This is a genomic window from Mediterranea sp. An20, assembly GCF_002160055.1.
GTDB classification, from domain to species: Bacteria; Bacteroidota; Bacteroidia; order Bacteroidales; family Bacteroidaceae; genus Bacteroides; species Bacteroides avicola.
On record NZ_NFJV01000011.1, the window covers coordinates 81,651 to 96,002 of the forward strand.

The 14,352-nt window shown below is 50.0% G+C and carries 12 protein-coding genes; 10 read left to right on the forward strand and 2 right to left on the reverse strand.

Features of this window, described 5'->3' with window-relative positions:
• Positions 1-8: 8 nt before the first annotated feature.
• The 10 genes from B5F34_RS08165 to B5F34_RS08210 all read left to right on the forward strand — a co-directional run bounded on the left by B5F34_RS08165 (position 9) and on the right by B5F34_RS08210 (position 12,789).
• On the forward strand, positions 9-1,268 hold the full coding sequence (locus tag B5F34_RS08165; protein ID WP_087337157.1) for a hypothetical protein: 1,260 nt from the start codon (positions 9-11) through the stop codon (positions 1,266-1,268).
• Positions 1,265-1,915: a hypothetical protein gene (locus B5F34_RS08170; protein WP_140392982.1), complete on the forward strand. Its 651-nt coding sequence runs from the start codon at positions 1,265-1,267 to the stop codon at positions 1,913-1,915. The genes B5F34_RS08165 and B5F34_RS08170 overlap by 4 nt, the downstream gene beginning before the upstream one ends.
• A gap of 44 nt (positions 1,916-1,959) precedes the next feature.
• On the forward strand, positions 1,960-2,634 hold the full coding sequence (gene lptC / locus B5F34_RS08175) for an LPS export ABC transporter periplasmic protein LptC (RefSeq protein WP_239448883.1): 675 nt from the start codon (positions 1,960-1,962) through the stop codon (positions 2,632-2,634).
• Positions 2,634-3,890, forward strand: a complete 1,257-nt coding sequence (locus tag B5F34_RS08180) for a hemolysin family protein (protein ID WP_087337163.1) — start codon at positions 2,634-2,636, stop codon at positions 3,888-3,890. The genes lptC and B5F34_RS08180 overlap by 1 nt, the downstream gene beginning before the upstream one ends.
• A 138-nt stretch (positions 3,891-4,028) precedes the next feature.
• The gene (locus B5F34_RS08185) at positions 4,029-6,167 is read left to right on the forward strand and encodes a peptidylprolyl isomerase (RefSeq protein WP_087337166.1); all 2,139 of its coding nucleotides are present in this window, start codon (positions 4,029-4,031) and stop codon (positions 6,165-6,167) included.
• Positions 6,168-6,621: 454 nt separating this feature from the next.
• A complete protein-coding gene (locus tag B5F34_RS08190) occupies positions 6,622-7,734 on the forward strand; it encodes an isochorismate synthase (RefSeq protein WP_087337282.1) in 1,113 nt (370 codons plus the stop codon).
• An 18-nt stretch (positions 7,735-7,752) separates the two neighbouring features.
• Positions 7,753-9,393 carry a 2-succinyl-5-enolpyruvyl-6-hydroxy-3-cyclohexene-1-carboxylic-acid synthase gene (gene menD / locus B5F34_RS08195; RefSeq protein WP_087337169.1) on the forward strand — a complete coding sequence of 547 codons (1,641 nt, stop codon included), beginning with the start codon at positions 7,753-7,755 and terminating at the stop codon, positions 9,391-9,393.
• Between the two features lie 5 nt (positions 9,394-9,398).
• A complete protein-coding gene (menB, locus tag B5F34_RS08200; protein ID WP_087337173.1) occupies positions 9,399-10,223 on the forward strand; it encodes a 1,4-dihydroxy-2-naphthoyl-CoA synthase in 825 nt (274 codons plus the stop codon).
• 417 nt (positions 10,224-10,640) lie between these two features.
• The gene (locus B5F34_RS08205) at positions 10,641-11,717 is read left to right on the forward strand and encodes an o-succinylbenzoate synthase (protein ID WP_087337176.1); all 1,077 of its coding nucleotides are present in this window, start codon (positions 10,641-10,643) and stop codon (positions 11,715-11,717) included.
• A complete protein-coding gene (locus B5F34_RS08210; protein WP_087337179.1) occupies positions 11,710-12,789 on the forward strand; it encodes an AMP-binding protein in 1,080 nt (359 codons plus the stop codon). The genes B5F34_RS08205 and B5F34_RS08210 overlap by 8 nt, the downstream gene beginning before the upstream one ends.
• A 17-nt stretch (positions 12,790-12,806) precedes the next feature.
• Here B5F34_RS08210 and B5F34_RS08215 read toward each other — a convergent pair whose 3' ends face one another.
• Positions 12,807-13,628: an aldo/keto reductase gene (locus B5F34_RS08215; protein ID WP_087337182.1), complete on the reverse strand. Its 822-nt coding sequence runs from the start codon at positions 13,626-13,628 to the stop codon at positions 12,807-12,809.
• Positions 13,629-13,650: 22 nt separating this feature from the next.
• Complete coding sequence (locus B5F34_RS08220) at positions 13,651-14,187, reverse strand: flavodoxin family protein (protein ID WP_087337185.1); 537 nt, start codon at positions 14,185-14,187, stop codon at positions 13,651-13,653.
• Positions 14,188-14,352: the final 165 nt, after the last annotated feature.

Below are 14,352 nucleotides of genomic sequence, written 5' to 3' on the forward strand. Positions count from 1 at the left end.
TTAAAAGAATGATTAAGTTCAGACACACGCTTTTGGCACTCTTGCTCACGATGTTATCCGGAGTGGCGGTGGCCCAGAACAATACAAATTCGCCATACACAAGGTATGGATATGGACAGTTGGCAGACCCGGGTTCGGCAAACAGCAAGGCCATGGGAGGCGTTGCGTATGCTTTGCGCGACAAGTCGCAGGTCAATTTTGCGAATCCAGCTTCTTATTCGTCGGTAGATTCGCTGACTTTCATCTTCGATGGGGGCATCTCCCTTCAGAATACAAACTTCAGTAATGGTACAACGAAACTGAATGCCCGAAATTCCAGTTTTGATTACGTGACCATGCAGTTTCGTGCAGCCAAATGGGCGGGTATCAGTCTGGGATTGCTGCCTTATGCCAATGTGGGTTATAACCTGAGCGAGTTCCGTGAGAATGAAGAGTCGCAGACAGCGTCCAGTATAGTGCAATATGACGGCGACGGAGGAATACATCTGCTCTATCTGGGTGCGGGATTCAAACTGTGGAAGAATTTGTCGGTGGGGGCCAATGTGTCTTACTTGTGGGGAGGGGTGACAAGAACCCGTACCTTGAGTTTCCCTTACGACAGCGAGATATTTGCTTCGGTTGTAACTTCCATGGTAGATGTGAAGAGCTATAAGCTGGACTTCGGCTTGCAATACACCCAAGATTTTGGAAAGAAACATGCTTTGACGTTGGGAGTAGTCTTTTCGCCGGGACATAACTTAAATGCTACTGCCACGGAGTATCGCCAGACCGGTACCGACGAAAATGCTACGGTGAGCGAAACAGACCTGCCCAGCGGTTTCGGTATCCCTACCACGTGGGGAGGCGGTCTGGCCTATGTGTATGACAGACGCTTGACGTTAGCTGCCGATGTCATGCTACAGAATTGGCAAGACGTGTCCTATCTGGGCGAGAAGAATGTATTCTGTAAGCGTGGTAAAATATCATTGGGTGCCGAATTCATACCGAGTTTCTTCAGCCGGAGCTTTTTCGGACATGTCAAGTACAGGGCAGGTTTTTACTATTCCCGGCCTTATTATAAAATAAACGACATGCGTGCTGCCAAGGAGTTCGGTGTGACAGCCGGCTTTGGCTTCCCGGTTCCCCGCACGCGTTCGCTGGTCAGCGTGTCGGCACAATACGTGCGTACCAAAGGTACTACGGCCTCGTTCTTGGATGAGAATACTCTGCGTCTCTGCATCGGCATTACTTTTAATGAACGGTGGTTCTTCAAGAATAGAGTGGATTGATGAAGGAAGGCGAGCATAAGAAGTACGGACCGGATAGAAACTTCAGACGCCGATTGCTGTTGTTTCTTGGGGGAGTGCTTGGTGGATGGACCGGCATGGCTGCCCAAAGTGCGTGCTTGGTAGAGTCTTCGGCGGATTTTCAAGCTGCTGCGCTTCAAGAGGAAAGGTCATTTCTGGATACATTGTCCGTAAGGCTGGAAAAAGGAGACGTGGCAGGTGCCGTGAATTACGGGAATTTTGTGTTGCAACAGGATAGTACGGAAGCCGGAAAGGCGGTAAAGGCTTATGAAATCGCTGTAGAGTTAGGACAGAAAGATGCTTATGTCGAGGCTGCTTCGTTCTGTAAGAAAGCTTTGTCGTATGATATTTTTTTGGGCAAGGCACATCTTCTGCTCGCACGGCTTTATGCTGCCCATCCTTGCTGGACGGAAGAACGGGCGCTGAACCAATGTACTTATTACCTGGTACTTGATAATTTGATAAGGGCCAAGCAGTTGGATGTTGCACTGGAAAAAGAGTCTGATGAGCTGCTGGCTTTGTATTCCAAGAAGCTACCAACCCGTAAAGACTTGTTCATGCTGGGTTATACAACGGGCGACAGGGTGCACATAGGCGGATGGATAGGAGAATCGATTATTATTCGATGAAATGTGTCATGGATAAGGCTATCTTGATAAAGGAGGACCGCGTGATGGTCGGGTTTGCTATGGTGATGGCATGGATGACTTCGCTGCTGTTGCTTTGCTCGTGTTCCGGCGGTGACAAACAGTTGGGCGAGGCCATTACCGAACGCGATTCGATACCGGTGATGGACACACGCGGTGTGACAACCCTGGTGTCGGATTCGGGTCTGATACGCTATCGTATAGAAACGGAAGAATGGTTGGTCTTTGACCGCAAGGATCCTCCGTATTGGGCTTTTGAGAAAGGAGTGTATCTGGAGAAATTCGATACCTTGTTTAACGTGGAGGCAAACATCAAGGCTGATACCGCTTATTTTTATAATAAACAAGAATTGTGGAAACTCGTGGGGAACGTGCATGTACAGAACCTGAAGGGCGATAAGTTCGATACGGATTTGCTCTATTGGGACCAGCGGAAACAACGGGTTTATTCAGATAGATATATCCGCATCGAACAGCCCGACTTCGACCGTGTTATCTGGGGCTGGGGGTTCCGTTCCAACCAGCAGATGACGAAATACACCATATTGAAAACAGGTGGAACCTTTTATTTCGACGAAGAAGCAACAGCTCCCGCAGACAGCTTGCAGGACGACAGTTTGTCATCCGTACAGGCAGATAGCCTGAAGCCGATACCTACTGATACTTTGCGGGTACGGACAAGACCAATACCGAAGAGATAATGGATACAGTGGGATATTTACTGATTGCTGTGGCGCTTTCTGCGTTTTTTTCGGGGATGGCGGTGTCATTTGCTTCGATGGATAAGGTGCGCTTTGAGATGGTAGGGAAGTCGCAATGGAATGCGCGGATTGTTGCGCTTCTTTTGCATCACTCTGCCAGCTTCCGTTCTTCTATGCTGGTAGGAAGCCATATAGCATTGGTAGCCTACGGATTGTTGGCTGCGCGTCTTTTGGAGGAAATCTTGCCGGTAGGTGCTATCTCCAATGATTTGTTTATGTTGCTGGTGCAGATTGTGGTAGCTGTGTCTGTCATTCTGTTGACGGCTGAGTTCTTGCCTCGTAATTTATTCAAACTGCATCCCAATCGCACCCTGAGGCTGTGTGCCATCCCTTTGCTGGTGTGTTATGTCGTATTGTGTCCTGTCTCCTGGCTTCTTTCTGGATTGTCACGGGGATTCCTCCGTTTAGTAGGCGTGAAGGTTAATAAGAAAGATACAGACCGCGCTTTCAGCAAGGTTGACTTGGATCGTTTTGTGCAGAAAAGCCTGGCGGAAGTAAGCGATGAGGAAGAGTTGGATGAGGAGGTCCGGATTTTCCAGAATGCGCTTGATTTTTCAAATGTCAAGATACGCGATTGCATGGTGCCCCGTCCGGAAGTCGTGGCTGTGGATGTGACCGATACACTGGAAACTTTGCGCAATTTGTTTGTGGAGTCGGGGCTTTCAAAAATCATTGTTTACGATGGCAATATAGATAATGTGACGGGCTATATCCATTCCTCTGAAATGTTCCGCAATCCGGCAGATTGGCACAAAAGTGTGAAGGCCATCCCTATCGTGCCCGAAACCATGCCGGCTCACAAACTGATGCAATTGTTTATGCAGCAGAAGAAAACGATTGCTGTGGTGGTGGATGAATTTGGCGGAACATCAGGCATCGTGTCATTGGAAGATTTGGTAGAGGAAATCTTTGGAGAGATTGAAGACGAGCACGACAATACTTCCTATATTTGCAAAAAGGTGAATGAGCATGAATATGTGCTTTCCGCCCGGCTGGAGATAGAAAAAGTAAACGAAATGTTTGGCTTGGAACTGCCTGAGTCCGACGATTACCAGACTGTGGGCGGTCTGATTTTGAACCGTTATCAGAATTTTCCCAAGCTGCATGAAGTAGTTAGTGTGGGTAAGTATCATTTCAAAATATTGCGTCTGACGGCTACTAAAATCGAGCTTGTACGCTTGAAAGTCACGGAATGAGGCCTTTAAATGCATTTTTTTGATGAATAAGTAGACGCTTATTCGCATTTTTTGTATCTTCGTGCGCTCAAATAAAACGTAAGGAAAGAACGTAAGGAAAAAGAATAAGTAAAAACAAATAAATCGTATTAATTAAAAATGGCAACATTACAAAAGATTCGGTCTAAAGGACCATTGGTTGTGATTGTGGTCGGGCTGGCGCTGTTTGCTTTCATTGCAGGTGATGCCTGGCAGGTGATGCGCCCGCATCAGTCGCAAGATATTGGTGAAGTGAACGGTGAGAGTCTTTCCGCTCAGGATTATCAGTCGTTGGTGGAAGAATACACGGAAGTGGTGAAGTTTACCCGTAACGTGAATTCTTTGTCGGAGGAAGAAGTTAATAGACTGCAGGACGAAGTATGGCAGTCGTATGTAGAGAACAAGCTGATTGAAAATGAGGCTAAGAAAATTGGTTTACAGGTTTCTGATGCCGAGTTGCAGGCCATTATTAATGCCGGGGTGCATCCTTTGCTGCAGAACACTCCTTTCCGCAATCCCCAGACCGGTATGTTCGACAAAGATATGTTGAATAAGTTTCTGGTAGACTATTCTAAGATGAACATGGCCCAGATGCCTGCGGAATATGCAGAGTATTATCAGAAGACATATAATTATTGGTCGTTTATTGAGAAGACGCTGGTACAGACCCGTTTACGCGAGAAATACATGTCTCTCATCAGCAACGCGCTGATTTCGAATCCGGTGGAAGCACAGAATTCGTTTGATGCACGGGTGAACCAGACAGACTTGATGCTGGCGGCTGTTCCTTATACTTCGGTGCCCGATTCGACAATAACGGTATCAGAAGAAGAACTGAGAGCTGCTTATGAAGAGAAGAAGGAGCAGTACAAGCAATATGTAGAGACACGTAACATCCGCTTTATTGATGTGCAGGTAACTGCCAGTGATGAGGATAAGGCTGCGTTGCGCAAGGAGATGGATGAATATACTGCCCAGTTGGCTGGTAACATGACAGACTATACAACGTTTGTCCGTTCTACGGGTTCGGATGTGCCTTATGTAGACTTGTATTACACGACCCGTGCATTGCCGAGCGATGTAGTGGCCCGCCTGGATTCTGTATCGACAGGTGACGTGTTCGGTCCTTATTATAATGCTGCAGACAACACATTGAATATCTTTAAGAAATTGAGTGAGGCTTCTATGGCCGATTCTATTGAGTTCCGCCAGATTCAAGTTATGGCAGAAACGCCTGACAAGACCAAAACTTTGGCCGACAGCATTTACAATGCCATCAAGGGTGGAGCAGATTTTGCGGAAGTGGCTCAGAAGTATGGGCAAACCGGCGAATCGGCATGGATTTCTTCTGTAAACTACGAAGGAGCCCAGATTGACGGCGATAACTTGAAGTACATTACCGCTATTACAACGGGCAATAAGAATGAACTTCAGAATCTGGCATTGGCGCAGGCTAATGTGATTCTACAGGTGACTGATAAAAAAGCGGTGAAAGACAAATATAAAGTGGCTGTCATCAAGCGTCCGGTTGAGTTCAGCAAAGAAACTTACAGCAAGGCTTACAATGACTTTAGCCAGTTTATTGCTACCAACAACACCTTGGAGAAAATGGTGGCTAATGCAGAAGATGCCGGCTACAGACTGTTGGAGAGAAATGATTTGAGCAGTGCCGAGCACGGCATTGGCAGCGTTAAGGATACCAAGGAAGCTTTGCGCTGGGCTTTCAATGCCAAACCCGGCGAAGTCTCTGGCTTGTTTGAGTGTGGAGATAATGACCACATGCTGGTGGTTGGTTTGGAAAGCATTGTTCCCGAAGGTTACCGCCCGTTGTCGCTGGTACAGTATCAGTTGCGTTTTGAACTGATTCGCGACAAGAAGGCTGAGAAGATTATGGCTGATATGAAGGCTGCCGGTGCCACGACGATGGAACAGTATAAAGGTTTGACTGATGCAGTGAGTGATTCTGTAAAGCATGTCACATTTGCTGCTCCGGCCTATGTGGCTGCCTTGCGTAGCAGTGAGCCGTTGGTAAGTGCTTATGCCTCTGTGGCAGAAGTGAATCAGTTGAGCCAGCCTATCAAGGGCAATGGCGGCGTGTTCGTGCTGCAGCCTTATGCGGAAGAAAAACTGGATCAGGAGTTTAATGCTGAGACTGAACAGAACACGCAGGCTTCCATGCATGCGCGTATGGCTATGCAGTTCATCAACGACCTTTATTTGAAGGCTGGGGTGAAGGATATGCGTTATTTGTTCTTTTGATTAGGATATAAGAGACATAGAGTCTATTTCTTATTGATAGAGGGCGTATCGGCAACGATGCGACCTCTGTCTGTTTCGATAACCTTTCACTTTAGCGTCGTAACCCTTCACTTTAGCGTCGTAACCCTTCATTTTAGCGGCGTAACTCTTCATTTTAGCGGCGTCATCCTTTATGTTGGCAGAGTTTCTGGGGGAGGGTACCGATATTTTGCCTCTATTCTGTGCCTTTGACTTTCGGATGGGGAAGGAGCCACATCCTTATACCTTGGCAGCATACTTCTAATACCTTGGCAGTCTATTTCTAATGCCTTGGCAGTCGGCTTCATCCGTATAAGAAGGGAATCTTGAAATTCATGTAGATGCTCTGTCGTGTCAGTGGCTTTTTGGTTGGAAAGTCTCACATATTTCCCTTCAAAGCATCGGCCTTTCTTGGGAAATGTGTAATTTTGTGGCCATGAATTTACCAGATAAAAAATTGTGTGAGCTGATAGATGAGCTGGAACAGAGTTCTGTCAGTTTTGCTCTTTACCGTCTGCCGTGGGAGAAAGAGCCTGTATTGGTGCTGCAGCGTGAAGGAGTGCTTCATACGTGTGCCCATTTGCAAGGGCTGAACGGAAAAACCGGCTTTGTATTGGCGCCATTCTGTCCCTCTGAACAGCATCCGGTGGTGATTATCCGCGCAGACCGTAAGGCAGAAGGCTGGGCAGAGATTGCCGATGCTTTGGCGAGCATAGGGATGGCTAAGCCTGTTAAGGACAGGTTGATATCTGATAGGCATGTGCCTGCCTACACACGCCGGGATTACGGAGAGGCTTTCGGCCGTTTCATTCAACCGTTGCGGGAAGGAGTCTTCCAAAAGTTGGTGCTTTCGCGTTGTGAGACAGCTTCTTTGCCCGATACCTTTTCTCCGTTGGCTACCTTCGTCAATGCATGCACCAGTTATCCGCGCATGATGATATCGTTGGTTCATACCCCGGTGACGGGCACGTGGATAGGTTCTACGCCCGAAATTATTCTGAGTGCGGAACGGGGACGTTGGCACACGGTGTCGTTGGCGGGCACCATGCCGATGAACGGTGAGCAGATGCCGGAAGGATGGAGCTTGAAGAACCGGGAAGAGCAGATGTTGGTCAGTGCCTACTTGCGTGAGGTTATCGGAAGAATAGGGTTTAACCTGACCGAAGAGGGACCTTACACAGCCCGTGCAGGGCAGGTGGTGCACCTGAAGACTGATTTCTTTTTCAACCTGGAGCAGACGGATAATTTGGGAGACGTGCTGAACGAACTTCATCCTACCCCGGCAGTGTGCGGATTGCCCCGGCAGAAAGCCTACGATTTTATTGAATCCAACGAAGGATATGACCGTAGTTACTACACCGGTATCATCGGTTGGCTGGATTCTTGGGGGGAACGTACTTCGCTCTACGTCAATTTGCGCTGCATGCAGCTGTCGGGCAAGCAAGCCGTCTTCTATGCCGGTGGAGGTATCTTGCCTTCGTCTGCTGAAGAGACCGAATGGGAAGAAACCCGGCATAAGATGGATACGATGAAAAGAATCATAAACTGATTCTCCGATAGAAATAATATGTATACGGATAAGAAAAGTATTTTGCAGTTGGCCGTACTGTTGGCTGCCCATGGTGTGCGGAAAGTTGTGTTATGTCCCGGTAGCCGGGACATTCCTTTGGTGCATACGTTTTCATCCATGCCCGAATTCACTTGTTATCAGGTGACGGATGAGCGCAGTGCCGGTTTCTTTGCCTTGGGATTGGCGTTGCATGATGGGAGGCCGGCTGCTGTCTGTTGCACATCAGGTTCGGCGCTACTCAATCTGCATCCTGCTGTGGCAGAGGCTTTTTACAGACAGGTGCCCTTGGTGGTTATTTCGGCCGACCGCCCCATGGCCTGGATAGGACAGATGGACGGGCAGACATTGCCGCAAGCTGGCGTGTTTGGCACCTTGGTGAAGAAGTCGGTACATCTGCCCGAAGTATCTTCGGCAGAAGACGAATGGTATTGCAACCGTCTTATTAATGAAGCCCTGCTGGCTGTAGACCATCACGGCAGAGGTCCCGTACACATCAACGTGCCTGTCTCCGAACCTTTTTTTGACTGTCCGGTCGGCAGTTTGCCGCAGGCGCGTGTCATAACCCGCTGCTCCGGCAGTTTTTCTTCTTTGCTGGAGGACCTGAACCGTTATCCGCGGCGTATGTTGGTCATCGGGCAGGAAGACCCGATGTTTCAGGACGGACTGGACAGGCTTGCTGATGTAGACCGTTACTTTGTGTGCGTGGCCGAACATCTTGCCAACTACCACGGAACGGCTGTCCGGAACATTGATGCTGTGCTGTATTTTCAAGATAAAGAAGCTCGGTTGGGATTGAGTCCTGATTTGCTGATTACTTGCGGCGGTCACATTATTTCCAAACGGCTCAAACAACTGTTGCGGAGTTGTCCGCCCCAAGCGCATTGGCACATCACTCCTACAGGTGAAGTGGCAGATTTGTTTCAGTCGCTTACCACCTTGATCGAAGCCAGACCGACAGAGTTCTTATCACAGGTGCTGCCGCAATGTGTAGAGGCCGACGGGGGGTATAGGGAACGTTGGCAGCAGCTTTCGGCTAAGCTGCCACGACCGGATTTTCCCTATTCGGAAATGGGAGTTATCGGCAAGGTCATGCAACACCTGCCGCAGACTTGTTCGTTGCATCTTGCCAACAGTTCGGTGGTGCGTTATGCCCAGTTGTTTCCTCTGCCTGCCAGTGTGAAGGTGCTGTCCAATCGCGGTATGAATGGTATCGAAGGTTCCCTGTCGGCTGCGGTGGGATATGCCGCGGCTTCCGGTGAGCTGAATTTTGCATTCATCGGCGACCTGAGTTTCTTCTACGACATGAATGCCTTATGGAACCATTGTTACGGCCCGAACTTGCGTATTTTGCTGCTTAACAATCGAGGGGGAGAAATCTTCCATGCCTTGCCCGGCTTGAATCTTGCCGGTGATACCCATCGTTTCGTGGTTGGCACGCATCAGACAACGGCTCGCGGTTGGGCAGAGACTTGCGGGTTTGAGTATCTTCCGGTATATGACGAGGCCGATTTGGCGAAGACATTGCCCCGTTTTGTGCAGCCGGCGGTTACCGGTCGTCCGATGTTGCTGGAAGCTTTTACCGACCCAACCACTGATGTGCAGCTTTTGAAAAACTATTATCATTCGATAAAATCATAAAAACAATTAGTACTATGAGAGAATGGAAAACTATTAAAGAATACGGAGATATTCTTTTCGACTTCTACAACGGCATAGCCAAGATAACCATCAACCGTCCGCGTTATCGGAATGCCTTTACGCCCCAAACGACGTCTGAAATCAGTGATGCGCTTTATTATTGCCGCGAGTGCCAGGACATCAATGTAGTGGTGTTGACCGGTGCCGGCGACAAAGCTTTCTGTTCTGGCGGTGATATGCATGTGAAGGGGCACGGTGGCTATGTGGGTACCGACGGTGTGCCGCGGCTGAATGTGCTGGACGTACAGAAGCAGATTCGTTCCCTGCCGAAGCCGGTGATTGCCATGGTCAATGGTTATGCTATCGGTGGCGGACATGTGCTGCATGTCGTGTGCGATTTGACCATTGCTTCCGAAAATGCCATCTTCGGACAGACCGGTCCGCGTGTTGGCAGTTTTGATGCCGGATTTGGTTCTTCTTATCTGGCCCGGGTGGTAGGACAGAAGAAAGCCCGCGAGATATGGTTCCTTTGTCGGCAGTATTCAGCACAAGAAGCTCTGGAGATGGGGCTGGTCAACAAAGTGGTGCCTTTCGACCGCCTCGAAGATGAAGTAGTGGAGTGGGCCGAGACCATGATGCAGCACAGCCCCCTGGCATTGCGTATGATTAAGGCTGGTCTGAACGCCGAATTGGACGGACAAGCTGGCATTCAGGAACTGGCAGGCGATGCTACCATGCTTTACTACATGACGGAAGAGGCACAAGAGGGTGGCCGTGCCTTCTTGGAGAAACGCAAGCCGGATTGGTCCAAATATCCGAAATTCCCTTAAGCGTATACAAAAAGAGATTTATACAATGAAATGGTCTGGACTTTCCGATTGCTGTACGGCATAACAGGTACCTTGCTGATAATCAGCATGCTGCTTCTTATATATAACGAGCTTGCTGCTTATTGCTTGGAAGCAGGCTGCTTATCGCTTGGCTGTTTCCTGTAAAGAGCTTATCAGAAATGCCACCCGTATGTACACAAGACCTTCGGAGGAGTGCTAAAAAGTTTAAGAGTCTGTTTAGATTTTGTTCAGCCTTATGTTGAGTACTGTTTCCGAGGATATTTTCCGGTGTACTGAGGAGCGTAGCGGGCTACGTGACGAAGTCTGCCCGGAAACGGGACCGGAAAGAGGCTTGAAGGAGGCCGCTATAAATCTTAAAGAGGAAAATTTAAACAGGCGATAAATTACTTCAGTGAAATGAACTATCACATACAAATCATTCCCCGCACACTGCATTTCAGGCAACCGGCAGGCACTTCGCGGGGCGTTTATCACACCCGGCGAGTCTGGTATCTTCTTCTGACAGCCGATGGAACGAACAGCTTCGGAGTAGGCGAATGCGCCCCTCTGCCCGACCTGAGTTGCGATGCGTTGCCCGATTATGAAGAGATACTGACCCGTTTCTGCCATCGTTTTGAGGCAGAGGGACGTATTGATTACGAGGCATTGGCCCCTTATCCTTCCATTTTGTTTGGGTTGGAAACGGCTCTTTTGCATTTTCAGGCTGGTGGAGTCCGTTTTTTCCATACTCCTTTCTCTGAGGGACACGAAGGCATTCCTATCAACGGCCTCATCTGGATGGGCAATTTTGAGGAAATGTCACAGCGGTTGGAGGAAAAAATGCGCCTCGGATTCCGTTGCATCAAGGTGAAAATTGGAGCCATAGACTTTGAACGGGAGTTGGAATTGCTTGACCGCATCCGCCGACGTTTCACTCCGCAACAGATAGAACTGCGTGTAGATGCCAACGGTGCTTTCTTGCCGGAAGACGCTCCGCAGAAGCTGGAGGCTTTAAGCCGGTTCGGCCTGCACTCCATTGAGCAGCCGGTGCGTGCCGGGCAGTGGGAAGTGATGGCTCGCCTTTGTGCCTCGGCTCCTTTCCCTATTGCGCTGGATGAAGAACTTATCGGCATCAACGAGCGAGCCAGGAAGATAGCACTGTTGGATACGATACGGCCTCAATACATTATCCTGAAACCTTCGCTTCACGGAGGGTTGCATGGTGCGGCAGAGTGGATAAAGCTGGCGGCAGAACGTGGCATCGGCTCGTGGGTGACTTCGGCTTTGGAGTCGAATGTAGGCTTGAATGCCATTGCCCAATGGTGTGCAACCCTGCATCCGCAGATGCCGCAAGGATTGGGCACGGGGCTGCTCTTTACGGATAATGTAGATTATCCGTTGCACATAGAGGGCGATTGCCTGTGGTGTCAAGGTGACAATACGGAACCTGAACTATGGAGTTATCTGAAAGGAGACGGAGGGACAGATGACTGATATAGAACGCCAGATGATCACCATTGACGGGGTGACTTATACCGCTGAAGATTGCCGTACCCGGCTGCGTGCTGAGTTCAGCCACCAATATGGCGAGGACAGCTTCCAGGTGCAGCTGGCAGGTTTCTTGCAGGAGTGGTTCGATGGCTCAGATACCTTGTCGGTACATACATCCGGTTCGACGGGAGTGCCCAAGGAACTCCGGGTTGAAAAAGAGCGTATGATGAACTCTGCCCGGATGACGGTAGATTTCTTAGGCCTTCAGGCTGGTGATACCGCTTTGCTCTGTATGCCGCTGCCCTATATTGCCGGGAAAATGGTGGTAGTCCGTACCCTGGTTGCTGGGTTGAACCTGATTCCTGTGCACCCATCCGGGCATCCGTTGGCTGGGTTGTCGGAAGCTCCGGTTTTTGCTGCAATGATTCCGATGCAGGTGTTCAATGCTTTGCAGGTGCCAGGCGAATGTGAAATACTGCAGCAGGTACGCCAGCTGATTATTGGCGGAGGGGCGGTGGACGATGCGCTGGCTTCGGTGCTGAAGACTTTTCCCCAGTCTGTGTGGAGCACCTACGGTATGACCGAAACCCTTTCGCACATAGCCATGCGCCGGTTGAGCGGAGGGAAAGCTTCGGAGTGGTACACACTTTTCGAGGGTGTAACCGTGTCGGTCAGCCCGGAAGGCACGCTTGTCATCTATGCTCCTGCCGTGAATCCCGACCGTCTGGAGACGAATGACCTGGTAGAACTCGATGCCCAGGGACGATTCCGTGTGTTGGGTCGCAGAGACAATACCATCAATACAGGTGGTGTAAAAGTACAGATAGAACAGGTGGAAGCTGCTTTGCATCCTCACTTGCCATTCCCTTTTGTCATTACATCAGCTCCCGATGCCAAGTTTGGCGAACGGGTAGTGATGCTGGTGGAGGGAGTTGCTGAAGACCATCCCCGCATAGCATCGGCCATAGCTGCCCTGCCTCCTTACTGGCGCCCCAAGCAGATTATAGGTGTAGCTTCCCTGCCAAAGACCGGAACCGGCAAACCCGACCGGGCAGCGGCCAAGCGGATGGTGTAAGGAGGAGCACGAAACGACTACCAACCGGCCAGAGGTATCTTTTGAATCGGTGCCGGGAAGGCTGCATCTATCTCGCGCAGGTCTTCTGCCGTTAGCGTGAGGTCGAGGCTGCGGGTGTTTTCTTCTACATGGGCGACGCTTCCTGCCTTGGGGATGGCTATGATGCCCGGAGTGCGCATTGTCCATGCCAACATGATTTGTGTAGGAGTGGCATGGTGTCTCTCGGCTATCCTCACCAGGGTTTCATGGTGGCGCAATCTGCCTTCGCCAAGTGGCGTATAAGCCATGAGAGGCATTGTGTGACGTTCGCTCCATGGGATAAGGTCGTACTCAATTCCCCGGTCCTGCAGGTTGTATAACACCTGATTGGTTGCGCAGTCTGTGCCGTGCGGCAGGGCAAGGATGCGTTCCATGTCTGCCACGTCAAGATTGCTCATTCCCCATTGGCGTATCTTGCCTTCCTGCTGCAGCTCGGCGAAGGCGCGTACGGTTTCGGAGAACGGGTGATGTCCTATCCAATGCAGCAGGTAGAGGTCTATGTAATCTGTACCAAGTCTGCGCAGGCTTTGTTCACAAGCCCGTTTGGTACCTTCATAGCTGGCATGGGAAGGCAGGACTTTGCTGACAAGGAACACCTCGTCTCGGCAATGGCGCACCGCCTCGCCCACCAGGTCTTCTGTGCCATACATTTCGGCTGTATCTATCAGTGTCAGTCCCAGGCTGATGCCTCGGCGCAAGGCCTGTATCTCTTCGCTGCGCCGCCTGCCCATTTGGTAAGTGCCCTGTCCGAGCGGGCAGACCTGCTGCCCGTTTCGGAAAATGATGAGTGGTTGCTTCATCTTTTTATCTCTTCATTCTGCATCAGACAGCTTTCCCCATTTCGTACGCTTGCTTCAAAGCCGCATGTCCTTCGATTTCTCCGGGGGAGTTTACTCCTCCTGCAAAGACAGTCCCTGCCAAGTGTGCCTCTTCGAAGCAGGCTATCCATCCTTCCAACCCGTTGACGGCGCGTTGAGGAACGTATGTCTCGTCTTCGGCGGCAGAAGTCAGCAGGTAGATGTCGCGAAAATGATAATCGGTCGTAAACAGAGGATTGGAGCGGTCGAGCAACGTCTTCAGCTGTCCGCTCAGTTCGTAATAATAGATAGGTGTGGCAAATGCCATGACATCGGCCGCATACATTTTCTGTACGATAGCGGGGGCATCGTCTGCAATGACACACTTCTGTGTGGTCTGGCAGGCCAGACAGCCTTTGCAGAAATGCACTTCCTTGTCTTTCAGCGTGATGGTCTCCACTTCGTTTCCTGCCTCGGATGCTCCCCGGGCAAAGGCTTCAGCCAGAGCGTCCGAATTGCTTCTGTGCCTCAGGCTGGAGGTAATGATCAATACTTTTTTCATTGTTCCTGATATGGGTTGTTGATTATTAAAGTTTGTTGTGTAACTTGTTGATAAACAGTAGTCTGTTTCCAAGCGCCCGGAAGTCGGCTCCTTAGCGCGTGGGAGTTCGCTTCTTAGCGCGTGGAAGTTTACTTCCGAAGGCTGCCTCCCGTTCGGGCATGTACT

Excerpts from the sequence above, each read along its gene's own strand:
- B5F34_RS08205 (WP_087337176.1), top strand. The coding sequence starts at position 10,641 with ATGAACTATCACATACAAATCATTCCCCGCACACTGCATTTCAGGCAA.
- B5F34_RS08190 (WP_087337282.1), top strand. The coding sequence starts at position 6,622 with ATGAATTTACCAGATAAAAAATTGTGTGAGCTGATAGATGAGCTGGAA.
- B5F34_RS08165 (WP_087337157.1), top strand. The coding sequence starts at position 9 with ATGATTAAGTTCAGACACACGCTTTTGGCACTCTTGCTCACGATGTTA.
- B5F34_RS08215 (WP_087337182.1), bottom strand. The coding sequence starts at position 13,628 with ATGAAGCAACCACTCATCATTTTCCGAAACGGGCAGCAGGTCTGCCCG.
- B5F34_RS08180 (WP_087337163.1), top strand. The coding sequence starts at position 2,634 with ATGGATACAGTGGGATATTTACTGATTGCTGTGGCGCTTTCTGCGTTT.
- menD (WP_087337169.1), top strand. The coding sequence starts at position 7,753 with ATGTATACGGATAAGAAAAGTATTTTGCAGTTGGCCGTACTGTTGGCT.
- B5F34_RS08185 (WP_087337166.1), top strand. The coding sequence starts at position 4,029 with ATGGCAACATTACAAAAGATTCGGTCTAAAGGACCATTGGTTGTGATT.
- lptC (WP_239448883.1), top strand. The coding sequence starts at position 1,960 with ATGGTCGGGTTTGCTATGGTGATGGCATGGATGACTTCGCTGCTGTTG.
- B5F34_RS08210 (WP_087337179.1), top strand. The coding sequence starts at position 11,710 with ATGACTGATATAGAACGCCAGATGATCACCATTGACGGGGTGACTTAT.
- B5F34_RS08220 (WP_087337185.1), bottom strand. The coding sequence starts at position 14,187 with ATGAAAAAAGTATTGATCATTACCTCCAGCCTGAGGCACAGAAGCAAT.